The organism is Bogoriella caseilytica, assembly GCF_003752405.1.
GTDB lineage: Bacteria > Actinomycetota > Actinomycetes > Actinomycetales > Actinomycetaceae > Allobogoriella > Allobogoriella caseilytica.
Genome location: NZ_RKHK01000001.1, coordinates 1,854,894 through 1,881,737 on the forward strand (window position 1 = coordinate 1,854,894; position 26,844 = coordinate 1,881,737).

The 26,844-nt window shown below is 67.6% G+C and carries 23 protein-coding genes; 14 read left to right on the forward strand and 9 right to left on the reverse strand.

All coding sequences use genetic code 11. The features are described from left to right. Positions 1–10: 10 nt before the first annotated feature. The 3 genes from EDD31_RS08265 to melA form a co-directional block, all read right to left on the reverse strand. Positions 11–934: a carbohydrate ABC transporter permease gene (locus tag EDD31_RS08265; protein WP_123303723.1), complete on the reverse strand. Its 924-nt coding sequence runs from the start codon at positions 932–934 to the stop codon at positions 11–13. Positions 935–1,001: 67 nt separating this feature from the next. Then, positions 1,002–2,198: a Gfo/Idh/MocA family protein gene (locus tag EDD31_RS08270; RefSeq protein ID WP_123303724.1), complete on the reverse strand. Its 1,197-nt coding sequence runs from the start codon at positions 2,196–2,198 to the stop codon at positions 1,002–1,004. Positions 2,199–2,230: 32 nt separating this feature from the next. Continuing rightward, the gene (gene melA / locus EDD31_RS08275) at positions 2,231–3,652 is read right to left on the reverse strand and encodes an alpha-galactosidase (RefSeq protein ID WP_123303725.1); all 1,422 of its coding nucleotides are present in this window, start codon (positions 3,650–3,652) and stop codon (positions 2,231–2,233) included. 92 nt (positions 3,653–3,744) lie between these two features. On the opposite strand from melA, the gene EDD31_RS08280 reads away from it, so the two are divergent. Together EDD31_RS08280 and EDD31_RS08285 are read left to right on the forward strand one after the other, a co-directional pair. Next, the gene (locus tag EDD31_RS08280; RefSeq protein WP_123303726.1) at positions 3,745–4,608 is read left to right on the forward strand and encodes a helix-turn-helix domain-containing protein; all 864 of its coding nucleotides are present in this window, start codon (positions 3,745–3,747) and stop codon (positions 4,606–4,608) included. Beyond that, positions 4,589–5,890 (forward strand): MFS transporter, encoded by a 1,302-nt coding sequence (locus EDD31_RS08285; RefSeq protein ID WP_123303727.1) that lies wholly within the window; start codon positions 4,589–4,591, stop codon positions 5,888–5,890. Before EDD31_RS08280 ends, EDD31_RS08285 begins: the two co-directional genes overlap by 20 nt. On the opposite strand, the gene EDD31_RS08290 is transcribed toward EDD31_RS08285, so the two are convergent. From EDD31_RS08290 to EDD31_RS08310, 5 genes are all read right to left on the reverse strand, one after another. Continuing rightward, complete coding sequence (locus EDD31_RS08290; RefSeq protein ID WP_123303728.1) at positions 5,844–7,688, reverse strand: FAD-dependent oxidoreductase; 1,845 nt, start codon at positions 7,686–7,688, stop codon at positions 5,844–5,846. The genes EDD31_RS08285 and EDD31_RS08290 overlap by 47 nt on opposite strands. After that, positions 7,685–8,056 carry a rhodanese-like domain-containing protein gene (locus EDD31_RS08295; RefSeq protein WP_123303729.1) on the reverse strand — a complete coding sequence of 124 codons (372 nt, stop codon included), beginning with the start codon at positions 8,054–8,056 and terminating at the stop codon, positions 7,685–7,687. The genes EDD31_RS08290 and EDD31_RS08295 overlap by 4 nt, the downstream gene beginning before the upstream one ends. A gap of 146 nt (positions 8,057–8,202) precedes the next feature. Beyond that, on the reverse strand, positions 8,203–9,114 hold the full coding sequence (locus EDD31_RS08300) for an ABC transporter permease (RefSeq protein ID WP_211336089.1): 912 nt from the start codon (positions 9,112–9,114) through the stop codon (positions 8,203–8,205). Next, positions 9,107–10,054 (reverse strand): ABC transporter permease, encoded by a 948-nt coding sequence (locus EDD31_RS08305; RefSeq protein WP_123303731.1) that lies wholly within the window; start codon positions 10,052–10,054, stop codon positions 9,107–9,109. Before EDD31_RS08305 ends, EDD31_RS08300 begins: the two co-directional genes overlap by 8 nt. Beyond that, complete coding sequence (locus EDD31_RS08310; protein WP_148058907.1) at positions 10,051–10,545, reverse strand: Lrp/AsnC family transcriptional regulator; 495 nt, start codon at positions 10,543–10,545, stop codon at positions 10,051–10,053. Before EDD31_RS08310 ends, EDD31_RS08305 begins: the two co-directional genes overlap by 4 nt. 149 nt (positions 10,546–10,694) lie before the next feature. Here EDD31_RS08310 and EDD31_RS08315 point away from each other — a divergent pair, with 149 nt between their 5' ends. The 9 genes from EDD31_RS08315 (at position 10,695) to EDD31_RS08360 (ending at position 20,571) form a co-directional block, all read left to right on the forward strand. Beyond that, positions 10,695–11,753 carry an ABC transporter ATP-binding protein gene (locus tag EDD31_RS08315; protein WP_245991071.1) on the forward strand — a complete coding sequence of 353 codons (1,059 nt, stop codon included), beginning with the start codon at positions 10,695–10,697 and terminating at the stop codon, positions 11,751–11,753. 16 nt (positions 11,754–11,769) lie between these two features. After that, on the forward strand, positions 11,770–12,777 hold the full coding sequence (locus tag EDD31_RS08320) for an oligopeptide/dipeptide ABC transporter ATP-binding protein (protein ID WP_123303734.1): 1,008 nt from the start codon (positions 11,770–11,772) through the stop codon (positions 12,775–12,777). A 174-nt stretch (positions 12,778–12,951) separates the two neighbouring features. Continuing rightward, positions 12,952–14,031 carry a GntR family transcriptional regulator gene (locus tag EDD31_RS08325; RefSeq protein ID WP_170163246.1) on the forward strand — a complete coding sequence of 360 codons (1,080 nt, stop codon included), beginning with the start codon at positions 12,952–12,954 and terminating at the stop codon, positions 14,029–14,031. Between the two features lie 16 nt (positions 14,032–14,047). After that, positions 14,048–14,938, forward strand: a complete 891-nt coding sequence (locus EDD31_RS14640; RefSeq protein ID WP_148058909.1) for a tetratricopeptide repeat protein — start codon at positions 14,048–14,050, stop codon at positions 14,936–14,938. 171 nt (positions 14,939–15,109) lie between these two features. Next, positions 15,110–16,765 carry an ABC transporter substrate-binding protein gene (locus tag EDD31_RS08340; RefSeq protein WP_123303738.1) on the forward strand — a complete coding sequence of 552 codons (1,656 nt, stop codon included), beginning with the start codon at positions 15,110–15,112 and terminating at the stop codon, positions 16,763–16,765. A gap of 111 nt (positions 16,766–16,876) precedes the next feature. After that, positions 16,877–18,391, forward strand: coding sequence for an ABC transporter substrate-binding protein (locus EDD31_RS08345; protein ID WP_123303739.1), 1,515 nt, complete (start codon positions 16,877–16,879; stop codon positions 18,389–18,391). A 68-nt stretch (positions 18,392–18,459) separates the two neighbouring features. After that, the gene (locus EDD31_RS08350; RefSeq protein WP_123303740.1) at positions 18,460–19,323 is read left to right on the forward strand and encodes a tetratricopeptide repeat protein; all 864 of its coding nucleotides are present in this window, start codon (positions 18,460–18,462) and stop codon (positions 19,321–19,323) included. Between the two features lie 28 nt (positions 19,324–19,351). After that, positions 19,352–19,579, forward strand: a complete 228-nt coding sequence (locus EDD31_RS14770; RefSeq protein ID WP_170163247.1) for a tautomerase family protein — start codon at positions 19,352–19,354, stop codon at positions 19,577–19,579. After that, positions 19,576–20,571, forward strand: a complete 996-nt coding sequence (locus EDD31_RS08360) for a D-2-hydroxyacid dehydrogenase (protein ID WP_123303742.1) — start codon at positions 19,576–19,578, stop codon at positions 20,569–20,571. Before EDD31_RS14770 ends, EDD31_RS08360 begins: the two co-directional genes overlap by 4 nt. 129 nt (positions 20,572–20,700) lie before the next feature. On the opposite strand, the gene EDD31_RS08365 is transcribed toward EDD31_RS08360, so the two are convergent. Next, on the reverse strand, positions 20,701–22,191 hold the full coding sequence (locus EDD31_RS08365; RefSeq protein ID WP_123303743.1) for a helix-turn-helix domain-containing protein: 1,491 nt from the start codon (positions 22,189–22,191) through the stop codon (positions 20,701–20,703). A 167-nt stretch (positions 22,192–22,358) separates the two neighbouring features. On the opposite strand from EDD31_RS08365, the gene EDD31_RS08370 reads away from it, so the two are divergent. Genes EDD31_RS08370 through EDD31_RS08380 form a run of 3 tightly spaced genes read left to right on the forward strand, consistent with a single transcriptional unit; the run spans position 22,359 to position 26,844 of the window. Next, positions 22,359–23,861, forward strand: a complete 1,503-nt coding sequence (locus tag EDD31_RS08370; RefSeq protein WP_123303744.1) for an aldehyde dehydrogenase family protein — start codon at positions 22,359–22,361, stop codon at positions 23,859–23,861. Then, a complete protein-coding gene (gabT, locus tag EDD31_RS08375; protein ID WP_123303745.1) occupies positions 23,861–25,186 on the forward strand; it encodes a 4-aminobutyrate--2-oxoglutarate transaminase in 1,326 nt (441 codons plus the stop codon). Before EDD31_RS08370 ends, gabT begins: the two co-directional genes overlap by 1 nt. Further along, positions 25,183–26,844 (forward strand): thiamine pyrophosphate-binding protein, encoded by a 1,662-nt coding sequence (locus EDD31_RS08380; protein WP_123303746.1) that lies wholly within the window; start codon positions 25,183–25,185, stop codon positions 26,842–26,844. Before gabT ends, EDD31_RS08380 begins: the two co-directional genes overlap by 4 nt.

Genomic DNA, 26,844 nt, shown 5'->3' on the forward strand with positions numbered 1-26,844 from the left:
GTCTGCCCCCTCAGTTCAGGTCGGTCTGGCCGGCGCGGGTGACGCGGTACTGGGCGAAGGTCACCACGATCAAGATGGCGAGCATTGCCACGCTCAGGGCCGCGGCGTAGCCGAAGTTGAATTCGGCGAAGGCGTTCTCGTAGATGTACAGCTGCAGCACCCGGCTGGCGTTGACCGGGCCGCCGCCGGTGGTGACCGAGACCGTGTCGAAGACCTGGAAGGAGCCGATCACCGAGATGATCAGCACTAGGCCGAGGATGGGTCGCAGCAGCGGCACGGTGATGGAGCGGAACATGCGTACCTCCGAGGCCCCGTCCACGCGGCCGGCCTCGTACAGGTTGCTGGGGATCGCCTGGAGCCCGGCGAAGATGAGCAGGGCCGTGTAGCCCATGTGTCGCCAGACATTCACGCCGGCGATGGTGGGGATCGCCCAGGCTTCGGTGGTGAAGAAGCCGATGCGGCTGAGCCCGATCCATTCGAGCAGCTGGTTGCCGATGCCGAGCTGGAAGTCGAGGATCCAGAAGAACACCAGGGCGGCCACCACGTTCGAGACCAGGTAGGGGGCCAGGATGAGCGAGCGCAGCATCGCCGAGCGCGTGAGTCGTTGCATCAGCACCGCGATGACGAGCGCGACCACCGTCTGGATGCCGATGTTCAGCACCACGTAGTACAGCGTCACGCGCACGGCGTTCCAGAACACCGGGTCCTGGACCATCCGTACGTAGTTCTCTGCTCCGATGAACTGCGCTGGAGAGAGCAGATCCCAGGAGGTGAAGCTGAGCGCGATCCCGCGCACCAGGGGCCAGAAGTAGAACAGCAGCAGGCCGATCAGCGCGGGTAGGATGAACAGCCAGGCCAGCCGGGAATCGTCGCGTCTTTTCTTCACCCCCTCGGGCACGGACCGGGGGACGGCGTCTTCGGTAGTGGTGGCCACGGTGACTCCCTTGTCAACGACGGCGGCGTCCTGACACTGCGGACGACCGGATGCTGGATGGTGCTCCCTACTCGGGGGCGTTCCCGAAGTCGGGGATGGGCAGGCGCTCGCCGTTGCGGCGCGCGGACTCGAAGGCGACGATGCCCGGCAGGGTGAAGCGGGCCGCGACCCAGGCGTTCACCGGCGGCATCGTGCCGGTGGTGACCGCACGGACGAAGTCATCGGCCAGGAAGTGGTGCGAGCCCTCGTGCCCGTTGCTGGCGCCCTCGTAGGACTGCGGGAGCCGGCTGCGGTCGTGGACCGGCGCGGTGCCGCTGCGGAAGCTGTTCAGCAGGGCGGGGTCGAGGTTCTGGTACTCCGCGGAATCGGCGTCGACGTCGATCCTGGTGCGGAACAGGTCGCCGATGTCGCTGATGGTGTTCCGGTCGCTCTCACTCGCGGAGGTCGAGGTCTGCTCCATGACGCCGTCGGTGCCGTAGAAGCGGAACCGGGACTCGTGAGCGGCGGCCGGGTGGCCCACGCGGCGGAACTCGTTGGTGCGCATGACGCCGCCATCGGCGAGTTCGAAGAGCGCGGACATGTTCGAGTAGTCGTTGTCGAACATGGAGACCTGCCGGTCGAAGACGCCGTCGCCGCGGTCGTCCGGGATCCCGATGCAGCTCACGCTCACCGCGTGGGTGGGCACGGCGCCGAGCACACCGCCCACGGCGTGCGTGGGGTAGAGCATCGGCGGGTAGCTGGCGGTCGCCTTCCAGTCCTCACCGCCGCTGAACTGGTAGGCGGCGTAGAAGCCGTTGTCCATGTCGTGGACGTAGTCGCCCTCGGAGTAGAAGACCCGGCCCCACTCGCCGGAGACGATCTTCTGGCGCGCGTAGACCACGGCGGGGTTGTAGTAGCTGGTCTCGCCCATCATGTAGGTCAGGCCGGTCTCACCGACCTTGGCGATGATGTCCTCGATCTCCTGCGCGGTGAGTGCCATGGGCACCGCGGAGTAGACGTGCTTGCCGGCCTCGAGGGCCTGCAGCACCAGCGGCCCGTGCGTCCAGCGCTGGGTGAAGATGGCCACCGCATCGACGTCGGAGGCAAGCATGGCCTCGAAGTCGGGGAAGGTCCCGGCCAGGCCGTAGCGCTCCACGTGTTCCTCGGCGCGCCCGGGGAGCACGTCGGTGGCGTAGACGGCGTGGACGTCAGGGTGCAGATCGAAGAGGTTCATGAAGGTCCCGGCGAACTGCCCGGCGCCGGCGAAACCGATGGAGATGGTCATGTGTGTCCTTTCGGAGAGTGGCCTGGAGAAGATCAGGGTCGGGCCGGCCCGGCGGCCGGGGCAGCGTGCTGGCGGGGGAAGACCTCGCTCAGGGCGGCGGCGTGGGCCTCGAGAAGTTCCTCGGTCATCGCGCGGATCTGCTGGAGCGTGCACTGCGCGCCGGTGAGCGGATCGAGGGCGACGGCGTGGTGGACGTGCTCGACCTCGCCGGTGAGCGCGGCGCGCACGGCCAGGGTCTGGACGTTGACGTTGGTGCGGTTCAGCGCCGCCAGCTGCGGTGGCAGCTCGCCCTGGGCGGTGGGCTGGACCCCGTTCGCGTCGACCAGGCACGGCACCTCCACGCAGGCATCGGCGGGGAGGTTCTCGATGATTGCGCCGTGGTTGGGCACGTTGCCGTAGACCACGCTCGGGGTCCCGGTGACGATCGAGTTGACGATGCTCGCGCCGTACTCCACCGAGGGGGCGAGGTGGTCCTTCAGGGCAGTGAGCTGCTCGCTGAGATCCCCGGTGACGTCGTGGGCGGCGCAGATCTCGTAGTAGTCCCACCGCTGGGGGATGAACTCCTCGACCAGAGCGGGGTTCTTGCGGAAGTAGGGCAGGTACTCCGAGGCGTGGTGGCTGGACTCGGTCTGGAAGTAGCCGAAGGCGTCCATGATCGCGGTCCGGACCTGTTCGTTCCCGCCCTCGTAGGTGCTCGCGGCGTCGGCGGCCCCGCTATGGTCGCCGTCGTCGGCGACGAGATCCTGCGCGCCGCGGCCCGGCTGGTGCCGGGCGAGCATGGTCTCGCGCAGGCGCGGGTACAGATCTTCCGTGCCGCGCCGGAACTCCAGGATCCAGGCCTGGTGGTTGATGCCGGCGCAGCGGTAGCTCACCTCGTCGTAGGGGACGTCGAGGGTGCGGGCCAGCATCCGGGTGGTGCCCTGCACGCTGTGGCACAGGCCCACGGTGCGCAGGCCCTGGGCGTTCAGGTACGCGGTGGCCATCGCCATCGGGTTGGCGTAGTTGATGAACTGCGCCTCCGGACAGAGTTCGCGGGCATCCTCGGCCAGGGCCCGGTAGGCGGGGACCGAGCGCAGGAAGCGGAACACCCCGCCGGGCCCGACCGTGTCGCCCACGGTCTGATCCACCCCGTAGCGGCGCGGGATGTCCACGTCGTGGCGGTAGGCCTCCACGCCACCGACCTGGAAGGTGATGATCACGATGTCGGCGTCGCGTAGCGCCTCGCGCTGGTCGGTGGTCTCCTGCACCTGGGTGGGGAAGCCGTGGTGAGCCACGAGCTCGCGGGTAGCACCGGCCACATTGGCCAGCCGCTCACTGTCGATATCCATCAGGCACAGCTGGGCGTCGCGCAGGGCAGGGAAGCTCAGCAGGTCTCCGATGAGCCGGAAGGGGAACACGAAGCCGCCAGCACCGATGAGGGCGACTTTGACCCCATTCATCCTCGAATGTGTCATGCGACTCACACTAGGGATGAGCCAGAGGGCAGTCCTTCCGGATTCTGTGGGCGATCTTCCAGGATCCTCAGGTGCTGCCGTAGGCTCGCCCCATGCGTGGGGGCATGGGAACGGTCGACGACGACGTCGTCACGGTGCCCCCTGCCCTGTGGGCGCGGCACGGGGCGCCGTTGCCTATGCAACGCCCGCACCGCCACGACGACATCGAACTCAACTTCGTCGAGTCCGGGCAGCTGGAGTACCTCTTCGGTGGCACGCACGTGCGCGTGGGCCCCGGGGAGATCGCGGTGTTCTGGGGCGCCACCCCGCACCGGTTGACCGAGCCGGTGGCGCACGACGGCGAGGTGAGCTGGGTGCACATCCCCCTGGCCACCGCGCTGAGCTGGTCTCTACCGGCGGAGGGTCTGGCCGTGCTGCTGCGCTCGACGCCGCTGGTGCTGGACGCCGAGGTGGTCAGGTGTGACCTGGCGGCCCAGTTCGCCACCTGGCAGGCCGATCTGCTCGAGGAGGACGCCACCGCAGCGCTGCTGGAGGTGCAGGCCCTGGTGCGGCGGGTGCTGCATCACGCTGATGCGGCGTCCACCGGTGAGGACGTCAGCGGGGGCGGTCCGGAGCAGATGAGCACGGCGGTGGCCATCGCCCGGTACGTCGCCGAGCACTTCCGCGAGCCGATCTCCGCCGCCGACGTCGCGGCTGCCACGCACCTCAATCCCACCTACGCCATGACTCTCTTCCGGCAGACGGTGGGCTGCACCATCGGCACCTATCTCACCCGGTGCCGGGTGGCCGAGGCACAGCGCCTGCTCATCGGGACGTCCATGACCACCGTGGACGTGGCACACGCGGCCGGCTTCGGCTCGCAGAGCACGTTCTACTCCCATTTCACCCGCACCTGCGGACGGGCCCCCGGCGCCTACCGGGCCGCCATGCAGCACGATGCGCGCTCCCGTGGATAGCCCGAGCCAGGGCTCTGGCACACAGCAGATCGCCCAGGCGCTCGCCGTCGATGAGGCGGCGCAGCAGCGCCTGCATCGGCGCACCCTGGCCGTGGTCGTCCTCAGCCAGGTGCTCGGTGGTGCCGGCTTGGCGGCCGGCATCACCGTGGGTGCGCTGCTGGCGCAGGACATGCTCGGCTCGGATGGGCTCACCGGGCTTCCCACGGCGCTGTTCACCGTGGGCTCGGCTGCGTCCGCCTTCCTCATCGGGCGCTTCACTCAGCGCCTGGGCCGGCGCCTCGGGCTGGGCCTGGGCTTCACGGCCGGGGCGCTCGGCGCCGCGGGCGTGGTGGTGGCCGCGGTGCTCGGCAGTGCGCCGCTGCTGTTCCTGGCGCTGTTCATCTACGGGGCCGGGACGGCGGCCAATCTGCAGGCCCGCTACGCCGGAACCGACCTGGCGCTCCCGGCCCAGCGCGGCACCGCGGTGAGCGTGGCGCTGGTCTCGACCACGCTCGGCGCCGTCGCGGGCCCGAACCTCGTGGAGCCGCTGGGCACGCTCGCCACCGGCCTGGGCATCCCGGCGCTGGCTGGGCCCTTCCTGCTGGCCGGGGTGGCGTACCTCGCGGCCGGCCTGGCACTCCTGGCCCTGTTGCGCCCGGACCCCTTCCTGGTGGCGCGCGAGCTGGAGGTCATCGCGGCTGGCCCGCCGGTGGCGGGCCAGCCGCCCGAAGAGTCGCCGCCGCCCGCCACGGGGGCCTACGTGGGCGCCGCGGTCATGGTGCTCGCGCAGATCTCGATGGTGGCGATCATGACGATGACGCCGGTGCACATGCGCGCCCACCACCACGACCTGGGTGAGGTAGGCCTGGTGATCGGCATCCACGTGGGCGCGATGTACCTGCCCTCCCTGCTCACCGGCGTGCTGGTGGACAAGATCGGCCGCACGGCTGTGGCGCTCGCCTCCGGCGTCACCCTCTTGCTGGCCGGCGTCGTGGCGGCGGTGGCGCCCGGTGACTCCCTCGGCCTGCTGATCCTGGCGCTGGCACTGCTGGGCATCGGATGGAACTTCGGCGTCATCGCCGGCACCGCGCTGGTCGTGGACGGCACGGTGCCCGCCAATCGCGCCCGCACCCAGGGCAGTATCGACGTGCTGATCGCGCTCGCCGGAGCGGGCGGAGGCGTGGCCTCGGGGGCCGTGATGTCCGCGACCAGCTACGGCACCCTCTCGCTGGCGGGCGGCGTGCTGGCCCTGCTGCTCATTCCGGTGCTGCTCTGGGCGCGGCGCCGTCCGGCTGGGGTGTGAGCGGCGGGGCGGCTGCTCGGTTGCTCAGGTCTGGCAGTTCCGCAGGGCGACGTGGTCGTTGAACCACTCTGGGCGCGAGTGACGGTGCAGGGGCGGTCTGGAGGGAGCGCAGGGTGTTCCAGCCGCCGGAGAGGCTGCGGGCATCGATGCCCGCTCCGCGCAGGATGCGCACGGCGAGGTAGGAGCGCACGCCGCTCGCGCAGAGCACGGCCACCGAACGTCCCCGGGCCGCGGCACGCACCTCGTCGAGGCGGTCACGCAGTTCGGTGTGTGGCAGGTGCAGCGCGCCGTCGAGGTGGCCGGCGGCGTACTCCTCGGCTGAGCGGACATCCAGCACGAGGGAGTGTGCGCGGACTTGCTCAAGCTCCTCGGGGTGCCACTGCGGCATGGTCCCGTCCAGCGCGTTCTGGGCGACAAAACCGAGCATGTTCACCGCGTCCTTCGCTGAACCGTAGGGCGGGGCGTAGGCGAGCTCGAGTTCGGCGAGATCGTCGGCCGTCATCTCCGCGCGCAGGGCGGTGGCGAGGACGTCGATCCGTTTGTCCACACCGTCCCGGCCCACGCCCTGCGCGCCGAGCAGTCGGCCGTCCGGGGCGAAGCTCGCCACGAGGTGAAGCTGTTCGGCGCCCGGGAAGTAGCCCGCGTGGTGGCCGGCGTGGACTCGCACCACCTCGTATTCGATGCCGGCCGAGCGCAGGGTGGACTGGTTCGCCCCGGTCACCGCGGCCGTCATCCCGAAGACTCGCACAATGGCTGTGCCGAGCACGCGTTGCTGCGGCGTCGTGCGGTGCCCGCTGAGGGAGTCGGCGGCGCGCCGTCCCTGGCGGTTGGCGGGCCCGGCCAGCGGCACACTCCCCAGGGCGCCGGTCACGGCGTGGCGGACCTCCACGGCGTCTCCGACGGCCCAGATGTGCGGATCCGAGGTGCGCTGATCGCCGTCCACCCGGATCGCGCCGCGGGCGCTGAGCTCCAGGCCGGCCTCCTCGGCCAGTGTGCTGGCGGGCCGGACGCCGACGTTGACCACGACGAGGTCAGCCGGCAGGTCCGTGCCGTCGGACAGCGCCACCGTGGTGGTGCCGTCCGCGGCGTCCGTGACCGCCTGGGCGGAGACGCCGAGGTGCAGGGTGACGCCGTGTGCGGTGAGTTCCTGGGCGAGCAGCGCGGCGAGCTCGGCATCCAGCGGAGGCAGGACGTGGTCGGCGAGCTCGACGAGATGGACGTGCAGGCCGCGCCCCACCAGCGCCTCGACGGCCTCGAGACCGATGAAGCCGGCCCCGATGACCACGGCCTGCGGCGCACCAGCTCCCGGTTCGCGGTCGCGGAGCGCTGCGGCCACTGCTTCCTGGACGGCGTCGAGATCGGGGATGGTGCGCAGGGTGTGCACGGCTGGGTGGTCGAGCCCGTCGATCGGCGGGCGCACGGCTACCGCCCCCGGAGCAAGGATCAGGGCGTCGTAGGAGAACCGCTCCGTGCCACCGGCACGGTTGGCGGTGACCTCGCAGCGTTCCCGGTCGATGGAGGTCACGCGGTGGCCGGTTCGCACATCGAGGTTGAGCGTGCGGCTGAGCGAGCTCGGGGTGTGCAGGAGCAAGTCCTCGCGGGAGCTGATCTCACCGGAAAGGGAGTATGGCAGGCCACAGTTGGCGAAGCTCACGTACTCGCCCTGTTCGAGAACCACGATCTTGGCGTGCTCGTCCAGGCGCCGCGCGCGTGCGGCGGCGCTCATGCCGCCGGCCACACCACCGACGATGACGATGCGCTTGCGTGGGCGTGACGTTGCCGCCGCGGTGGCGGTCATCGCCGCACCGCCCCTCCGGAGCGCTCCCACGCCATCATCCCGCCGCTGACGCTGGCTGCCTCGAAACCGGCGAAGCGCAGCTTCTTCGCGCCCGTGCGCGACCGCATCCCGCTCGCGCACACCACGAGCACGGGGGAGTCGGCAGGCAGGCGCCGGTGGGCGGTGTCGAGCTTAGCCAAGGGGATGTGGATCGCCTGTGGTGCGTGCCCGGCGCGCCACTCGTGGCTCTCGCGGACGTCGATGAGTGCGGCTCCGTCGCGGACCAGCTCCATGGCCTGCGTGGCGCTGACCGAGGAACCGAGAGTGCTGCCGCCCTGCTGGCGGCGGAACAGGGCGCGTACGCGGGCGCCGATCGAAGGTGTCGTCATGCGCGCAACAATACCCCCAGGGGTATATGGGAGTCACGTCGGTGGCGGTGCTGATCTGTACAGGCGGCGCCACAGGGCAGTTGAGCGCGCGGATGTCACGAACCTTCCGCCCCCCACGCGACAGCAACGGTGGCTCGACAGGCAGGTCAGTTGCGCAGGCGCAGCCTCGGGTCCAGAGAATCCCGCAGCGAGTCACCCAGCAGATTGAAGCCGAGCACGGTCACCATGATGAACAGCCCGGGCACTACCGACGGCCACATGGAGAGTTCGATGAAGGACTTTCCCGAGGCGAGCATGGCCCCCCAGGAGGGGGTCGGCGGGGGAACACCCAGGCCCAGGTAGCCGAGCGATGCCTCGACGAGAATGACATTGGCAAGGCTGATCGTGAACTGTACGGCGATGGGTGCCATCACGTTCGGGAGCACGTAGCGACTGATGACTCGGTGGTTTGCCACGCCTACGGACCGCGCCGCCTCTACGTATGGTTCGGCGCTGATGGCCAGGGCAGCCCCGCGCGTGACTCTCGCGAAGCTCGGGACGAACACGATCGACAGCGCGATGACCAGGTTCCGGACCTCGGGGCCGAGCGTTGCCACCACCGCCAGTGCGAGGAGCAGCGTGGGGAAGGCGAAGATGATGTCCATGAATCGCATGGTGACGCCGTCGATGATGCCCCGGAAGTAGCCGGATATCAGCCCCAGAGTCACACCGACCAATCCCGCGATGATCACAACCGTCAAGCTCACGACCAAGGAGGTTCGCGCGCCGTACAGCGCTCGGCTCAGCAGGTCACGCCCCGCTTCATCCGATCCGAGGAGGAAGGTGGTACTGGGGGAGACCAGGCGGTTGCCTGAGGACATCGCCAAGGGATCGAATGGGGCCACCCACGGCGCGAAGAGAGCCAGGGAGGTCATCACGACCACGAGCACGGCGCCGATCGCACCGATCTTGTCCCGACGCAAGGTGTCGAGGAGCCTCAACTGGCCGAACAGTCGCTTCGTGCGAGCCCGTCGTGTCAGGGGTGGGGGCGGGGCGATGGCTTCGGTCTGATTAACCACGATGACGCAACCTCGGATCCAGGTAGAGGTAGAGGATGTCCACGATGAGACTGACGAGGACGAAGAAGGCGGCCAGGAAGAGCACGGTGCCTTGGACCACGGCGTAATCCCGGTTGCCGATCGCTTGGATCACCAATGTGCCCAGACCCGGCCAGGAGAAGACCTGCTCGATGACGACCGTTCCGCCGAGCAAGGCCCCGGCCTGGATGCCGACCACGGTCACGACGGGGATGAGGGCGTTCCGTAGCCCATGGACACCGATGACTGAGAGCGGCCTCAGGCCCTTGGAGTCGGCGGTGCGGATGTAGTCCTGGCCAAGCACCTCCAGCATCGACGAACGCGTCATTCGTACTGTCACCGCCGCGAGGCTGGTGCCCAGGGCAGTGGCGGGGAGAACCAGGTACTGGAAGTAGTTCCAGCTGAACTCGAATGGTATCGATCCACCTGAGGGGAACCACCGCAGGTGTACCGAGAACAACGAGATCATCAGGATCCCGAGCCAGAAGTTCGGGACGGACAGACCGAGTAGTGAGGTGAAGCGAGTGGCTGCATCGAGCGGGCCGTTTCGTCGAGTTGCGGCGAGAACGCCGAATGGGATCGCGATGACCACGGAGATCACCAGCGCGCTGATCGCCAGCTCGGCGGTGGCGGGGAACCGTGTCAGGATCTCCTCCAGCACAGGCCGGCCGGTGCGGTAGGAGAAGCCGAGGTCTCCCTGTAGCAGAGAACCGAACCAGTCCACGAACTGCTCAGGCATGGATTTGTCCAGCCCGAAGTAGCGCCGCATCTCGGCTTCGACCTCAGGGTTGGCGTACTCGACACCCAGGATCGTGTCGACGACGTCACCCGGCACCAGCCGGACGATGATGAACGAAATGACCGAGATGCCGATCAGTACCGGGATGGCCGCTAGGAGTCGCAGCCCGATCGCCTTGATCATGCGGAATCTCCGAGGGGTTCGGCGGCGGTATCAGCGGAGGAGCCGCGCAGGTTCCTTGCCGGTTCGATGACGTTCATGATGATTTCGGACTGCATTTCCACGACACCGGCGATGGCGCCGAGGCGAGTGGTGGTGAACTCGCGGAGCGCCTGAGTGGAGGGGAAGTGTGCGACGGCGGTGAGGTCGAACTGCCCGGTGCAGTGGAAGACGCGTTGCAGCTCGGGCATGGTCGAGAGCGTCTCGATGACCTCGTCGATCAGGTGCGGTGCGCAGCGAATTCGGATCAATGCTTGTGAGTTCATGCCGAGGAGCTCCGGTTCGGCTTCCACCGAGAATCGCAGCTCGCCGGTCGAGACGAGGATGTCGATCCGTCGGCGCACCGCTCCCTCGGAGAGTCCGACCGTACGCCCGAGCGCAACGTTGCTCTGGCGCGCATCCCGCTGGAGTTCGGTGATGATCCGCCGATCCATCTCTCTAGACCGTTCAGACACTCGTGACACCTCCGATCCTCGTAGGCAGATGCGAATAGCGTTAACGAGTCGAAGGCTAGACTACGAGACTCGCATCTGCAAGACTGTTAAACTACGAAACACGCATGCTTCCGAAGATCGTTGCGTACCAGCCAGGATGGAGATGCCTCGTGCTTCTCGAAGTGAAGAACCTGCGGACCGAGTTCCGGAACCGCTCCAGCGTCGTGCGGGCTGTCGATGACGTGAGCCTTGAGGTCGACGCCGGGCAGACCTTGGCCGTGGTCGGGGAGTCCGGCTCGGGCAAATCGGTCACCGCCTTGTCGATCATGGGGCTGATCAAGGGGCCGGTGGCTCGGGTGGCCGGTGGTGAAGTGGTCTTTGCCGGCCAGGATCTGCTGAAGATGAGCCCACGCGCGGTCCGCGCGCTGCGCGGGACCGGTGTGGCGATGATCTTCCAGGATCCGATGACCTCGCTCAATCCGTCTCTGACGGTCGGACGTCAGATCACGGAGTCGCTCCGCTTGCATCTGGGGATGAACAGGAAGGCTGCGCGACGCCGTGCGGTCGAGCTCCTCGAACTCGTGGGCATCTCCGAGCCGGAGAGTCGCTTGAGCGCCTATCCGCATCAGTTCTCCGGCGGTATGCGACAGCGTGTGATGATCGCGATCGCCCTGGCCTGTGACCCCCGGCTGATCGTGGCCGACGAGATCACTACTGCACTCGATGTGACGATTCAGGCGCAGATCCTCGAGCTGCTGCGGAAGCTGACCGAGGAGCTCGGCACTGCAGTCATCCTCATTACCCACGACCTCGGGATCGTGGCGGGCATGTCTGAACGGGTGAACGTGATGTACGGCGGCCAGGTCGTCGAATCCGCTGCGACGGTGGATCTCTTCGCTCAGCCGAAGATGCCCTACTCCTGGGGCCTTCTGGCTTCTATTCCGCGCCTGGATCAAGAGCGTGCCGAGAAGCTCATCCCGATCACTGGTGCGCCGCCGGACATGGCGGATCCGCCACCGGGGTGCCGCTATCAGCCAAGATGCCCGTTCGCGCGGCAGATCTGCAGCGAGCGCATTCCGGAGTTGCTGCCGGTCGGCTCGGCGAATGGTGCCGACCATCTTGCGCGCTGCTGGGGGGCTAGTGATGTTCCCGAAGGCGGCTGGTTGCGTGACGTGGACTGGCGTGAGGCACAGCGGGTCGGGGCAGAGGGGATGGCGGGCCATGAGTGACGGGGCGGTAGGGACCATGAACGCCGACCGGGCAGATCAAAGCTCTGCGCCCTCCTATCTCGTTGAGGCGCGGGACCTCAAGGTGCAGTTCCGACTGCGGGGCAGCGGTGGGCTCTTCGGTCGCACACTCACTGCGGTCGATGACATCAGCTTCGGTATCCGCCGCGGCGAAACGCTCGGAATGGTCGGTGAGTCCGGCAGCGGCAAGTCGACGACGGGCAGGGGGCTGCTGCAGTTGGACCGCCCGGCTAGCGGATCGGTGCGCTTCGACGGCGTGGAACTGACTGACCTGTCCGGTGCCCAGATGCGCGCCAAGCGGCGCCGGATGCAGATGATCTTCCAGGATCCCTATGCCTCCCTCAATCCGAGGATGACGATCGGGCAGACGATCTCCGACTCGCTGATGGTCCACCGGATTGGTACGTCGCGCGATCGCCGCGATCGAATCGCGGAGATCCTCCGCACGGTTGGTCTCAACCCGGACTGGGCGGAGCGTTATCCGCACGAGTTCTCCGGTGGGCAGCGGCAACGCACCGGAATCGCACGGGCGCTCGCGGTCAACCCCGACTTCGTAGTGGCTGATGAGCCGGTGTCGGCCCTCGATGTCTCGGTCCAGGCCCAGACGATCAACCTGCTGGAGTCCCTGCAAGACGAGTTCGGCATCACCTTCCTCTTCATCGCCCACGATCTGGCCGTGGTCCGTCACCTCTCGGACCGCATCGCGGTCATGTACCTGGGCAAGATCGTGGAACTGGCCGATCGTGACGACCTGTACGTCAATCCGGCCCACCCGTACACGCATTCCTTGCTCTCGGCAGTGCCGATTCCTGATCCGGTTGCCGAGGTGGAGCGCGAACGGATCATCCTGCGGGGGGACATTCCCAGTCCGCTCAGCCCTCCCTCCGGATGCAGATTTCGGACGCGATGCTGGAAGGCTGAGGAGGTCTGTGGCGAGATCGAGCCTCCGTTGGTGCAGATCCAGCCCGGGCATGAAGTCGCCTGCCACTTCCCGGAGACTTCGTAACACGTTTGTTTCATAGAGGTCTGTCATGTGCATTCGTCGGCTGTTAGTGTGTCGGTCAATCGATACGCCGATACACTCCTACGGAGGGAGCGTCCGGATGGGCAGCGCTTCACCATTCGCCCGCGCGAGCCGCGCCCTGCCTGCCGTGACCTCAGGTTCGCGCCGGTGGTCCGTGTGAGCGAGCGCAGTCGGGGTCAGGGTACGGGGCAGGTCACCGTCGGCGCGGGTGATCTGCGCCTGCGGATCGCCCCCAGCGATGCGATGCCGCTGTACCTGCAAATCGCCCACCAGCTCAAGCAGTTGATCATGACCGGCGAGCTGGCTGACAGTGTCCAGTTGCCCGCCGTGCGATCACTGGCGTTACATCTCGGCGTCAACCCGGGGACCGTGATGCAGGCCTACCGGGAGCTATCGCAAGAGGGCCTGACGGCATCGATTCGCGGGCGAGGCTCCGTGGTGCGGACGCTCAGTGGGCGCAGCGCCGATGCGATGGCGCGCGAGCGACTCCTCGACGCCGCGGTGCGGCGACTGGTGAGTAGGGGGCGTGCCCTAGGTTTCGAGCCGGTCGAGGTTCAGCAACGGCTGAACGCTGCGTTACTGCACGACAGCAGTCCTGTCCGCATCGTCTTCCTGGGAGTGACCGCTGCGCATGCGGCCCGCTACACCCGAGAGCTCAACGATCGCTATGCCGCGCGTGCTGTGCGCTTCGTGCCGTATTCGGTGGCCGATCTGCAGCACAGGGACGAGTCCTTGCTCGCCGAGTTCAAGACCGCCTACACCGTGGTGACCTTCGCACCGCGCGTCCCGGAGGTGGAGCGAACACTCGACACCTGCGGGGTGGCCGCCGAGATCATCGGTGTGCGCGCTGAGTTGTCGGTAGGTTCACGGCGAGACCTCGCGGCTATGAGCGACGACCGCTCGTACGTACTGTTCACCGAGAAGCGGGCGGTGCCAACCATCATGGCGCTGATCGACGCGCACGGCGGTATTGACCGAAACCCGGTCGAGGTGGTGGCCTCGGGCGATCAGGAGGATCTCGACCCTCGCCAGGTCGGTGACGTCGTCGACAGCGAAAAGATCATCATCTATTCGTTCGGAGTGCGCGAACAGGTCGCCGCCCTGAACCTCCCCAGAGAACGCCTTCTGGAACTCAAGTTCGAATTCACTGATGCGACGTGGGTCGAACTTGATCGGCGGTGGGGGCCCGTGCCCGGCGTCCCGGCCAGGTCGCAGAATCCGACTGGACTCTCATGACGCACAAGGGAGTGGCATGACGAACGTACTGACCGAAGCGGACCGGTTCCTTCTTGCCGCGAGGCTTGAGGGTTATCTAGGGCATAACCGGGAAGCGGTTCAAATCCTGACCGAAGGGTTGAATCACACGCCCGGAGATGTCAGGCTCCTTCAATTGCGAGGAGTCAAACGACTGATCGCACGCGACGTGCGCGGAGCGCTCGAAGATCTCGATCAAGCCGCCGCCGGACTGGCCGGCGTGCCGGACGAAATCGAGTTCTATCGGACGGTCATCGAACGCGACGTGATCAATATACTTCTCGGTCGCCTCGGGCGAATCGAAGCGCAACATCCAGTGGTTGACGAGGCTTCGGCGGCGGCGACGAAGCACCTCTCCCGGGGAACCTTGCACGCCAGTACCTGGTTTCACCTCGGCGTTGCCCGGTACCTTGTTCGCGACTTCGTGAGCGCTGGTGAGGCCTTTGAGGTCTCGCGTAGCGCTGCTCTCGACGACCATCAGATCGTCGCCGCGCTCGACTGGCAGTTCATGTCCTGGCAACGGGCAGGAATGGGCGACGAAGCGGTCTGGCTACTGAGTCATCTCGATGCCGTGTCCTACGATCCTGAGCAACTGGATTCCCCCTGTGTGCCGAATTCGTTGAAGGGCTGCTATGTCCAGCGACTGAGGATGTACAGGGGAGAGCTCAAGCCGGAGGATCTCCTACGCAGGGATACTGAAGATTCGCTCGCCCTGGCCACTCTCGGGTACGGCGTAGGTAACTGGTACCTCAGTCACGGTTTCACGGCCGCAGCCCGGCGTTCGTTCGATCGTGTTCTTGAGTTAGGCGACCCCACCACTCTCGGATATTTGGCTGCCGAGTTCGAAGATCAGAACTGCGAATCTCGTAGTTTTGTTAGTTCGCCATAACGAAGCGGCAACGGGCCTTGGCAAGGTCCCGTATTGGTCGTACGCTCTTGCTGTTGGACCTCACCAATTCAATGCAGAAATGATACATATTTCTGCGCGCCTTCTGCTGCCGACGTCCTGAGACTAATTCTCGGCGGTCTGGGCAATTCAATTCTGATAAGGAGTGGTGACATGACGCGACGTCACACCCGCTTTGCCCTCTTGGGATCCGGCCTTCTGGCCACGGTCCTCGCTGCTTGCTCGACCGGCGGTGCACCGCCTGCGGGCGAGCCCACCGAACCCGAGAATGGCGAAACCACGGCCGACGAGGTTGTCGACGAGGCCGACGACGAGGCCGTCGATGACGTGTACCTCGAAGATCCGGACGTCGACGATCTAGAGCCCGAGTACGGCGGCACCCTGCGCTTCTTGGCGCGGCTGGATGCCGACCAGATCGATCCGCACGTGGCTACCGACACCACCGGCATCATCTCCGGCGCACTGGTCTATGAAGGGCTGGTCGAGAACGTGCGTGGCGAGGTGCAGCCTCTGCTGGCCGAATCGTGGGAGATCTCGGACGATCTCCTGACGTACACCTTCAACCTTCGTGACGACGTGGTCTTCCACAGCGGCCGTGACTTCACGGCCGAGGACGTCGTCTATTCGCTGGAGCGGGTCATGGATCCAGAGACGCTGGCTCCGAACTCGAGCAGCTACGCCTCGATCTCTGCGGTCGAGGCGGTCGATGAGCACACGGTCGACATCGTGCTCGAGAGGCCACACTCTCCGCTGCTGTTCCTCCTGTCAGCATTGTCCTCTTCGGTGGTTGACCGCGAGGTCGTGGAGTCGACCGGCCTGGACGCGCCTCCGGGCGGGGGCACCGGCCCGTTCATGTACGAGGAGCACAACGTGGGCCGCAATCTCCTTCTGACTGCGCATGAGGACTACTGGCACCCGGAGCTTCCCTACCTCGACGGGATCGACTTCACCTTCAACCCGGACGACAATGCTCGGGCTGCTGCGATCCGGAGCAACAGTGTGGATCTGCTGTTCTCCCCAGCGCCGGAGTTCATCGACAGCCTGATGGAGGACGAGAACCTCAAGTGGTATGGAGGCTCTGGTTCCCTGTCGCTTCACCTACTGCTCAACGCGTCGCGTGAGCCCTTCGATGACGAGCGGGTACGACAGGCGATCTTCCTGGCCCTCGATCGTCAAGAACTGCTCGATGTCGCCAACCAGGGCCTGGGAATGCCGCTCAACGGCGGCTACCTTCCGCCGGACCGTTGGGGTGCGATCACGGAACCGGTCTACGGGGAGCCGGACATCGACCGTGCTCGGGAGCTCATGGCCGAAGCCGGGTACGAGGACGGCTTCGAAGCCGAGTTGACTGTGATCGGTAGTTCGGCCTTCCAGGTCCGGCAGGCCGAGGTCGAGCAAGCTCAGCTGGCCGAGATCGGCATCGACATCACGTTGAACCCGGTAGATGCCGCAGTATCGCGCGAGATCACAGCCTCGGGTGACTTCGACATGTACCAGAGCGGCTTCGGCCTGCGGGCTGACCCGGACGAACGTTTCACGGCGGCCTTCACCACTGATGGTGGTCTGAACTATGCCAACTGGAGCGATGAGGAGTTTGACTCCCTCATCGAGGAAGCTCGCGGCGTCTCCAGTCAAGAAGAACGCGCAGAGCTGTACGAGCAGGCTGATCGCGTGCTGGCCGAACGCGGACCGGCGGCCTTCACGATTCTGACCGCCAGCTACGACGTGGTGTGGGAGAACGTGATGGGCTACCGCGGCGACCCCACTCCGAGCTTCTCGATCTACAAGCACCTGTGGATGGAGAACTGACCGGACCTGCATGAGCGCGGGCGCCCGGCGATCCACCGGGCGCCCGCGCCCAGCCCGCTCGTCTTCAGCGCAGACCGCTTGCCCCTACGGCTCCCAGAGGAACGACCTCCCATGCCTCAGCATGAGTCCACCCCGCCGACACCGGACCTGTTGCGCTACGGCGCGACACTGCCCATCAGTAGAATCGACCCGCTCTGCGGCCTGTGGAACGAAGCCAGCTCACTGGTGTTCTCCCGGCCGTTCGCCGTGAACGAGCACGGCGTCCTGGAACCTGACGTGGCCGTGCTCCTTGAGACCGCTCCCGATGGTCTGCACTGGGCCTTCGGGGTGCGCGAAGGGGTGACCTGGCACGACGGCGAGCCGGTGACAGTGGAGGATCTGGCGCTGTCGTTGCGACTCGTCAGTGATCCTCGCCTTCGCGGTGAGGTCAAGCAGCACATCGCCGAGGTCACCGATGTCCGGGTCGACGGTCCGCACGTGGTGGTCACGCTCAGTCGCCGCATGCCGGCATTGCTCCACACTCTCTCGAAAACCTGCATCGTCCCCTCGCATCGGTTCTCCTCCGATGAACTCAGCCAGGGCGCGCTCGATCGCGACCCCATCGGCTCCGGCCCGTATCGCGTCGTGGAGCGATCTGATCAGGCCTGCCGGTTTGTACGTCACGATCGCTTTCATCACGGCAGCGCCGCGCTCAAGAGGATCGAGATGGTGCAGATCGCCGAGGACCGTGATCGCGCCGCTGCACTTGCTGCCGGAGAGATCGACCTGGCGCAGATCAAAGCGCAGCACGTCGACACACTGACCGAGGTGCCCGACGTGGTGGTGCATCCCATCGCCACGCGGGTCTGGCGGGCGCTGACCTTCAGTCTGACCCACCCCTTGCTCCGCGACCCCTCGATTCGGCGGGCACTGTCCACCCTGATCGACCGGGAGGAGGTGGTGTCCACGGCACTCGGCGGCTACGGGTTGCCGCAGTACTACCCCACCCCGCCCAGCTCGTGGGCGAGCCCACCTGCTCCGCCGGCCACAGGACCGGAACTCGCCCGGCAGCAGCTGCTCGAGGCCGGTTGCGAACTGAATGAGGCCGGCATCTGGGAACGCGACGGGGTTCCGCTTGAGCTCACTTTCGCCTACCTCGCCACGGAGACCTTCCGGGCGGTGGCCAGCGAGGTCATCGCCGCGCAGTTCGCCCGCGCCGGCGTCCCGGTCAGCCTCACACCCATCACGTGGCGGCAGTACCAGGCCATGGACGCCACCGGGCTGCGCGACTCCGGCTACGACGGCATCGTCGTGGGCTGGAGTGGCGGAGTGGACCCTCACGAGAACCTCGCGATCCGGTACTCGACGAACGGCGCATACAACCGCGACGGGTACTCCAATCCGGAACTCGACAGGCTCCTCGATGAGGCCGTCAATGCACCGGACCGCCCCACGGCCGTGGAGTTGTACCGCCGGATCTCGAGGATCACCGTCGAGGACTCGATCATGGCGCCCCTGGCCAACCCGCAGTACCTCTTCGCCGCACGCCGGGACCTCAGTGGCTTCGAGGACTTCGAGGTGGACTCCTTCTACGAGTTCCCTCAGTACGCCCATCGGATCGCCCGATCCGGCGCACACACCGCGTGACCACTGGGTGACGCGGCGGCCGCAATAGACCGCCATACCCATTCGCACTCCGTCAGAAAGGCACAGTCATGCCCGCACCGAAGACGAACGACCGCTACATCATCGCCGCGCGGCTTCTCGGATACCTGAACGAGCCCGAGAAGGCAGTCGCGCTCCTGACCAAGGCGCTCGAGAACGATCCGGAGAACATTCGCCTGCTCCGATTCCGGGGCCACCGCCGGATCACCACGAGAGACTTTGACGGCGCGATCAGCGACCTGCAGGCTGCGGCCGCTCTCCTGCCTGGCTCCGAGGATGAATACGAGCTCTACCAAAAGGATGTCCAGCCCGACGCGATCAAGCTCGTAGTCGGGGATGACGACGTCAACGATCACCACCCCACGATCTCCTCGCTGGCGGGCACGCCCGAAGCGGAGAAGTACATGACCACCCTGCATACCGCGGTGTGGTACCACCTCGCAGTGGCGCTCTATGTCAGCGGCCGGCTGACCGAGGCCGTTGAGGCCTTCAGTAACGCCTACCGGACGGCGCATCACTACGAGGGCAAGGTCGCCAGCCTGGACTGGAAGTACATGGCCTTGCGCCGTCTCGGGCGTACCGAGGAGGCAGAGCAGGTACTGCCAGAATTCGTGACACTGGTCGAGGAGTACGACCCCCAGGGCGTCGGATACCACGACCGGATGGAGCTCTACACCGGGAAGATCACCCCGGAGCAGCTGGCCGCCACCATCTCGGACAACACCCTGCTGATCGCCACCGTCGGTTACGGACTGGGCAACTGGTACCTCTACAACGGGGATGTCGAAAAGGCCAAGGAGACGTTCCAAGGCGTCCTCGATACGGGCGCATCGGGAGCTTTTGCCTACATCGCGGTCGAATCCGAACGGGCCGGCCTCGGTGAGCTCGCGAACAGTCCATTGCACAACAACTGAGAATCTGCACACAGAAAGGCACAATCACATGGCTATCATTCGAGTGGAAATGGGCGCACGCCCGCAGTCCGAGCGCGAGGAGATCATCGCCAAGCTCACCGATGTGATGGTGGACTTCGGATCGCCCCGGGAGAACACCCACGTCATTCTCTACGAAGTGTCCTATGACGTGTGGGCCAAGGGCGGTCTGCCCTACTCGAAGCGCAAGAAGAATGCAGCGGCCGCCGCGGCCCATCAGGAGAATGACGCCTCGTGACTCAGGCCGAGGCTGAGCCCGTGCAGCCGTTCACCGTGCTGGTCAGCGAGAATCTCGCGGAGCGCATGCCCTACCTCGCTGATCGCTATCCGCAGGTCCGCTTCCTCACCGTTCCCATGGAGGGTGGTGAGATGCGCTCGGAGTACCGGGATGCCCACGTGATGTTCCGGTCCGCGATGAGTGCGGAGCTGTTCGACGAGATCCTGCTCGGTGCGCCCGACCTGGCGTTCGTGCAGATCTCGGCGGCCGGATTCGACTGGATGGGTGGGCCGATTCTGCGCAAGCGGATCGCCGAGGGGATGCAGGTCACCCGATCCGCGAACTCCTACAACGTGCCGATCGCGGAGTACGTGATGGGAATGATGCTCTCCATGGCGCGGCACTTGCCCACGCTGCTGCGTGCGCAGGAGGATCACGAATGGGTACGCACGACCGCCCGGGACTTTGCCGGCTCGACGGTGGGGGTCTTCGGTACCGGTGCGATCGGGCGTGAGGTCGCGTGGCGCTCGCGCAGCCTGGGCGCGCAGGTCGTGGGCGTGAGTCGCTCCGGCGTGGCGGTGGAGGGCTTCGAGGAGGTCGTCACCAGTGCAGAGGTCGCAGGGGTTTTGCCGCGCTGCGACTACGTGGTTCTGGCCATGCCGCTGACCACCGAGACCCGGCACATGTTCGGCGCGGAGCAGTTCGCCCGGATGAAGTCGTCCGCCGTGATCGTCAACGTCGGACGTGGGGCGCTGTTGGACGACGATGCGCTCATCGAGGCGCTGGAGTCCGAGCAGATTGCCGGCGCGGTGCTTGATGCCTTCGTCACCGAGCCTCTCCCAGCCGACAGTCCGCTGTGGTCGACCAAGAACGCGGTGATCACCCCCCACACCTCGTTCCGCAGTGATGGAAACACAGATCGACTTTGCGCCGATTTCTGCGAGAACCTCGACTACTACTTGAAGGGCGAACCTCTGGTCGGGACGATGAAGGAGCCGACCCTCGGCTATTAGTCCTCGATCCACCGACAGAGCGGGTGGGGGCGGCGGGACTCCAGGCCATCATGACCACGCCGACCGACCTGGCGGTGTGACTACCCACAATCACCCATCGGCGCAGCAGGCCCGATTGATCGAGAGGCACTAAGCCAACCCGAGCGACCGCAGGCTCAACCAGAGGCGGGCGCCGACATCGGGATCCTCCAGGTCGGCCTCCAGCAGGCGTGCGGCGCGGTTGATCCGATGCCGGAGGGAGTTGCGGTGGAGCCCCAGGGCCTGGGCCGCGGCCTCCCATCGGCCCCGATGTCGCAAGTACTGCGCGAGGGCATCGATGAGTTCCGGGTGTCCACGGACCGGTGCCAGCCACGCCTCGGCGTCGGTGCGGGCAGGAAGAATCGGCGCTGGCGTGGCATCCGCCGCACGGACCGTGCCGGCGGGTAGCTGTGTGGCGTCATGCAAGAGGCCCTGAATGGCCTGAGGGAGGCGGGCCGCCTCAACCGGACGGCCCGCCAGTGCCCGGTATTCGCCCTCAGCCGAGCGCACAGCCGTGGACAGCTCAGCGAGCCCTTCCTCGATCTCGAGGTCGGGAAGCAGGAACCACGCGCCTGCTTCCGTGGCATGCCCGATCAGACGCCCGGCGGGTGTCTCGTCACCGAGGGCGCGCTCGACCAACTCCAGGACATCCTCGGGTGGGGCGCCGGTCACCGCCAGAACCCGCATTGGGCCTCGGTTCAGGCGGAAACCCCACTCGGCGGCCATCCGCAGCGCGGCAGGCGTCTCGCCGGCTTCCACCAGTCGCGCGAGCACCTCCGAGCGGGCGCGGCCCCGCTCCCGCCCGGTCCGGGCTCGCACCGCCAGCAGGCCCAAGAGAACCGAGGTCGTGGAGAACAGTGTGCGTTGCGCCGCGGTGAATGGCGACGTGGAGCCTGCCGAGAGCAGGCCTGCCGAGCGTGCGCCGCTCGGCACGCTCTGGACCATGACGGCGTCCTCGGCGACGTGCAAGGCGGCCGCGGAGTGCCGCCCGGACATCACTCTTCGGGCGCCGAGCCGGGCCTCTTCCGCGCGCTCGCGAGCGGACTCCGGCCAGACCGCGCGAATCGTGTCGTCCGGACCATGGTGTGCAGCCCATCCGCCGACGCCGCGGGCGAGATTGCGGAGCAGTGAATCCCGGGGCTGGTCGGAGGCGGCCGCCCGTACCAGCTGGCCCTGTACGGTCAGCGCTTCGGCGAGCGCCCGCTGGTCGGCGCGGCCAACCTCGTGCCAGTAGGCGCGGGAGATCTCCTGAAACGGCATGGGCTCGGGGACCTCGAGCAGGGCTGGCCCCGTGGCAGTGCAGGCTTCGATCAAGGCCGGCGGGATCGAGCCGTGCACCGGTCCGATACCGAATCCCAGCGCAGCGACGCCAGCTCGGGTCAGGCGCTCGACGTAGACCTCGCATTCCCCGGGTGATGCGCCGAGTGTCAGGCCGGTAGTCAACAGCAGTTCGCCCGCGTCCACGAACGGGGTGGGGTCGGGTAGCTCGCTGACGTGCACGCCGGTGATCGGAGCGTTCGGCAGGTCGCCACGCGCGGGATAGACCGGCACCATCCCTCCGCCGAGCTTGCCGACGAGGACGGCGAGCGTGGGGATGGCCATGCCTCATCATGAGCTAATGGGTTGGAATGTACAAGACGGTTCCCGCTTGGGATGAAGTGACCAGTGGTTCGGGTCGCGCTCCCTTCTAGCATGGAAAGGAAAGGCCACCACGGGCCTTGCCGTCCGCCGTACGCGCGGTCGCTCGGCCCTTCGACCAGGGGAGCGCCATGATCTACGACTCTGCATCCACGCCCAGCTATTCCCCGCAGACGGGAGAGCACCTCGGTGACGTCCCCGCCACACCGCTCAGCGAGGTCGAGGCCAAGGTGGCCCGTGCCGCGCTGGCCACGTCCGCCATGCGCGGGGCTGCTCCGGCCTTGCGCGCCAACTGGATGCGCGCCGTCGGCAGCGCCATCAGCGCGCAGGCCGAGCGCCTGGGCGAGATCGCCCACGAGGAGACAGGGCTGGGCGAGGAGCGGATGCGTGGCGAGGCCGGGCGTTCCGAAGCGCAGTGGGACTTCTATGCCACCGTCGCCGAGGAGGGCTCCTACCTCGACGTCGTCATCGAGCACGCTACCGAAACCGCACCGGAGATCCGCCGAGTCAGCGAGGCGGCGGGTCCGGTGGCGGTCTTCGGCGCCAGCAACTTTCCCTTCGCCTACGGCGCCCTCGGGCACGACGCCGCCTCGGCCTTCGCTGCCGGCGCACCGATCGTGGTCAAGGCCCATCCCGCGCACCCGCGGCTGAGCGCCGCGCTGGAGGAGCTGGTCACCGAGGCACTCGCCGAGGCCGGTGCCCCTGAGGGCGCTTTCGCCATGGTCTACGGCTTCGACGCCGGCGTGGCCGTGGTCGAGCACCCAGCGATCACCGCCGTCGGCTTCACCGGCTCCGAGCGTGGCGGCCTAGCGCTGCAGGCCGCGGCCCAGCGCCGCGAGATCCCCATCCCGGTCTTCGCCGAGATGGGCACCATCAACCCCGTGGTGCTCACCGACTCCGCGTCCTCGATGGCCGAGCTCGCCCAGCAGTGGATCCGGGCACTGGCCTTCGGCACCGGGCAGGTCTGCACCAAGCCCGGGCTGGTCTTCGCCCCGCGCGGCTCGGCCTTCGCCGAGGAGGCCGCCGCCGAGCTGCAGGCCCAGCACCACCAGGGCTGGGCGCTGACCGAGCAGATCGCGCAGTCCTACCGCGCGGGCCTGACCGAGCTGGAGCAGGCCGGTGCACAGCCGCTGGCCCGCGTGAGCGGCCCGGGCCAGGGCTGGTCGGTGGACCCGGCGCTGATGACCGTCTCCCTGGCGCAGCTCCAGCCCGGCTCCCGCCTGCTCGCCGAGTGCTTCGGCCCGGTGGGCCTGATCTGCGAGTACGAGGACATCGAAGACGTCATCGATGTCATCGCCGGCCTGCAGGGCGCGCTGACCGCCTCGATCTTCGCGGCCGAGGACTCGCCCGTGCTGCCGGACCTGGTCAAGGCGCTGTCGGCCATGGTCGGCCGGCTCAGCCTGAATGCCTGGACCTCCGGGGTGAGTACCGGGTGGGCCCAGCACCACGGCGGGCCCTTCCCCGCCACCACCGTGCCCACCGCGAGTTCCGTGGGCGCCGCCGCCCTGCGGCGTTTCGTGCGGCCCGTGGCCTACCAGTCGCTGCCGCCCGCCGTGCTGCCGCCGGCCCTGCACGACGGCAACCCCTGGCACCTTCCGCGCCGCATCGACGGCCGCCTGACCCCGGAGAACTGATGACCACCACACCGATCGCCCCGGCCTCCACCACCGAGCAGCTCGACGCGCGCCGCCGCACCGCGCTGCCCACTGGTCTCGCCTCCGTGATGGATCGCTACATGGACCACGGCGAGGCTGAGTACTTGGTGGACACCGAGGGCAAGCGCTGGCTGGACTTCGGCTCCGGGATCGCCGTGACCTCCCTGGGGCACGGTCGCCCCGAGGTGACCGAGGCGATCACCGCGCAGGCGCAGAAGCTGCTGCACACCTGCTTCCTGCTCAGCCCTTACGAGAGCTATATCGCGGTGGCCGAGGCGCTGAACGAGCTCACCCCGGGCGATCACGCCAAGAAGTCAGCGATCTTCTCCACCGGCGCCGAGGCGGTGGAGAACGCGGTCAAGATCGCGCGCGCCGCCACCGGACGGCACGCCGTGGTGGTGGCCGACCACGCCTTCCACGGGCGCACCAACCTCACCATGACCATGACGGCTAAGAACCTGCCGTACAAGAAGAGCTTCGGGCCCTTCGCGCCCGAGGTGTACCGCATTCCCATGGCCTACCCGCTGCGCTGGCCCGGCGGGCCCGAGGTGGCGGCCGATCAGGCGCTCCAGGCTGCCCGCGACGTGGTGATGACGCAGGTCGGCGCCGAGAACGTGGCCGCGATCGTGGTCGAGCCGATCGTGGGCGAGGGTGGCTTCATCGTGCCGGCGCCGGGCTATCTGGCCGGACTGCGGGCCCTGGCCGACGAGGCCGGCGCGGTGCTGGTGGCCGACGAGATCCAGACCGGCTTCTGCCGCACTGGTGCCTGGTTCGCCTCCGAGCACGAGGGCGTGGTGCCCGACCTGATCACCACCGCCAAGGGCATCGCCTCTGGCATGCCGCTCGCCGCAGTGACTGGCCGCGCAGAGCTGATGGACGCCGTCCACCCCGGCGGTCTGGGCGGCACCTTCGCCGGGAACCCGCTTTCCTGCGCCGCGGCGCTTGCCACCATCGAGGCCATGCGGGCCGAGAACCTGGAGCAGCGCGCCGCTGCGATCGGCGCCGAGTTCACCCGGGTGCTCGCCCCACTGGCCCAGGAGCTGCCACACGTGGCCGAGGTGCGCGGCCGCGGCGCGATGCAGGCCGTGGAGTTCGTGCGCCCCGAGGCCCAGAACTCGCTGGAACCGGCACCCGAACTCGCCAAGGCCGCGCTCGAGGCCTGCCGGGCCGAAGGGCTCATCGCGCTCACCTGCGGCACTTACGGCAACGTGCTGCGCCTGTTGCCACCGCTGACGCTCTCGGACGAAGGGCTGGCCACCGGGCTGGACATTATCGCCGGCGCGCTGCGCAAGGTCGGCGCATGAGCGCCCGCAGCACCATGACCGGCGGACAGGCCCTCGCCGCCCAGCTCGCCCTCGAGTGCGTGGACACCGTCTTCGGCATACCAGGCCTGCAGATTTACCACGCCGTCGATGGTCTGGGCACGCACGCCCCCGGCATCGACTTCATCACCACTCGCCACGAGCAGGCCACTGCCTATATGGCCGACGGCTACGCCCGCGCCTCGGGCAAGCCCGGGGTGTGTCTGGTGGTGCCCGGGCCCGGCGTGCTGAACATTCTCGCGGCGCTGTCCACCGCCTATGCCTGCAGCTCCCCGGTGCTGGCCATCTGCGGGCAGCTGGCCACCAGCGCCATCGGGCGAGACAACGGCGCCCTGCACGAGATCAATAGGCAGAGCGACACCCTCAAGACCGTGACCAAGTGGCACGCCATTGCTCGCGCGGCCGAGGAGATCCCTGCCCTGGTGCGTGAGGCCATGGTCCAGCTCAGCACCGGGACTCCGCGCCCGGTGGCCCTGGAGATCCCGCCGGATATCCTGGCCCAGGAGGCGGAGGTGTGCCTCGTGCCGGTCCTCGACCAGCCGGAGCGCCGCACTCCAGCGCCCCTGCCGGGCGAACTCGCGGCCCTGCGCAGCGAAATCGACGCCGCGCAGCGCCCCGTGCTCGTCGTCGGTGGCGGCTGCCGCAACGGGCGAGCCGGAGAAGCGATCGCCGGGCTCGCGACCCGCATTGGCGCCCCCATCGCGCTCACCGCCAATGGACTGGGCTCAGTGCCCGCTGACCATCCGCTGGCGCTGGGCACCCTGGCCGGCAAGATGGCGATCGCTCAGGCGGATCTACTCATCGGGATCGGCACCCGTTTCATCGGCCGCAGTGGCCCCTTCGGCGGCAGCGGAGCGGAGCACGGGGCTCGCGTGGCCCTCATCAATACCGAGACCGCCGCCTTCCGGGAGCCGCGAGTGCCGGATCTGGCCATCAAGGCCGATGCCACCGTGGCCGCCGAGGCACTGCTGGAGAGCTTCTCGGCACCGGCGGCTCCGTCCTGGCCGCAGGACGGTGCGCACGAGGAGCTGGTCCAACGCTGCGCCACCTGGCGGGCCGAGGCGCAGTCCCGCATCGAAGCAGGAATCGCCCCACAACTGGAGTACCTGCGCGCGCTGCAGCAGGCCATCCCGCGTGACGCGGTGGTGGTGGGGGAGTACACCCAGCTTTCCTACGCCGCTCAGCTCGGCTTCGACTTCTTCACCGGCTCGGGGACCATCACCCCCGGCTACCAGGGCACGCTCGGCTACGGGTACGCCACGGCACTCGGAGCTGCGGTGGGGCAACCCGGTCGCGCCGTCGTCTCAGTCAACGGCGACGGCGGTTTCGGCTGGACCCTCGCCGAACTCGCCACCGCACGGCAGTACGACATTCCCGTGGTGGCGATCGTGGCCGACGACGGCGCCTACGGCAACGTGCAGCGGGACCAGAAAGCGCAGTTCGAGGGTCGGGCATACGGCTCGCAGCTGCGTAACCCCGACTTCGTGGCGCTGGCTGGGGCCTTCGGGATCGCGGCCAGCCGGGCCGCATCGCCCGAGGAGCTCGGGGAGCAGGTCGCGGCGGGGATCGCCGCCCGGGAGCCGCGCCTCATTCACCTGCCGGTGCCGACCTTCCCCACGCCCTGGCCGCTCCTGGCCTGA

Coding starts and splice junctions, on each gene's coding strand:
- EDD31_RS14770 (WP_170163247.1), top strand. CDS start 19,352: ATGGCTATCATTCGAGTGGAAATGGGCGCACGCCCGCAGTCCGAGCGC.
- EDD31_RS08305 (WP_123303731.1), bottom strand. CDS start 10,054: ATGATCAAGGCGATCGGGCTGCGACTCCTAGCGGCCATCCCGGTACTG.
- EDD31_RS08365 (WP_123303743.1), bottom strand. CDS start 22,191: ATGGCCATCCCCACGCTCGCCGTCCTCGTCGGCAAGCTCGGCGGAGGG.
- gabT (WP_123303745.1), top strand. CDS start 23,861: ATGACCACCACACCGATCGCCCCGGCCTCCACCACCGAGCAGCTCGAC.
- EDD31_RS08270 (WP_123303724.1), bottom strand. CDS start 2,198: ATGACCATCTCCATCGGTTTCGCCGGCGCCGGGCAGTTCGCCGGGACC.
- EDD31_RS14640 (WP_148058909.1), top strand. CDS start 14,048: ATGACGAACGTACTGACCGAAGCGGACCGGTTCCTTCTTGCCGCGAGG.
- EDD31_RS08320 (WP_123303734.1), top strand. CDS start 11,770: ATGAACGCCGACCGGGCAGATCAAAGCTCTGCGCCCTCCTATCTCGTT.
- melA (WP_123303725.1), bottom strand. CDS start 3,652: ATGACACATTCGAGGATGAATGGGGTCAAAGTCGCCCTCATCGGTGCT.
- EDD31_RS08295 (WP_123303729.1), bottom strand. CDS start 8,056: ATGACGACACCTTCGATCGGCGCCCGCGTACGCGCCCTGTTCCGCCGC.
- EDD31_RS08350 (WP_123303740.1), top strand. CDS start 18,460: ATGCCCGCACCGAAGACGAACGACCGCTACATCATCGCCGCGCGGCTT.
- EDD31_RS08285 (WP_123303727.1), top strand. CDS start 4,589: ATGCGCGCTCCCGTGGATAGCCCGAGCCAGGGCTCTGGCACACAGCAG.
- EDD31_RS08380 (WP_123303746.1), top strand. CDS start 25,183: ATGAGCGCCCGCAGCACCATGACCGGCGGACAGGCCCTCGCCGCCCAG.
- EDD31_RS08345 (WP_123303739.1), top strand. CDS start 16,877: ATGCCTCAGCATGAGTCCACCCCGCCGACACCGGACCTGTTGCGCTAC.
- EDD31_RS08280 (WP_123303726.1), top strand. CDS start 3,745: ATGCGTGGGGGCATGGGAACGGTCGACGACGACGTCGTCACGGTGCCC.
- EDD31_RS08290 (WP_123303728.1), bottom strand. CDS start 7,688: ATGACCGCCACCGCGGCGGCAACGTCACGCCCACGCAAGCGCATCGTC.
- EDD31_RS08340 (WP_123303738.1), top strand. CDS start 15,110: ATGACGCGACGTCACACCCGCTTTGCCCTCTTGGGATCCGGCCTTCTG.
- EDD31_RS08370 (WP_123303744.1), top strand. CDS start 22,359: ATGATCTACGACTCTGCATCCACGCCCAGCTATTCCCCGCAGACGGGA.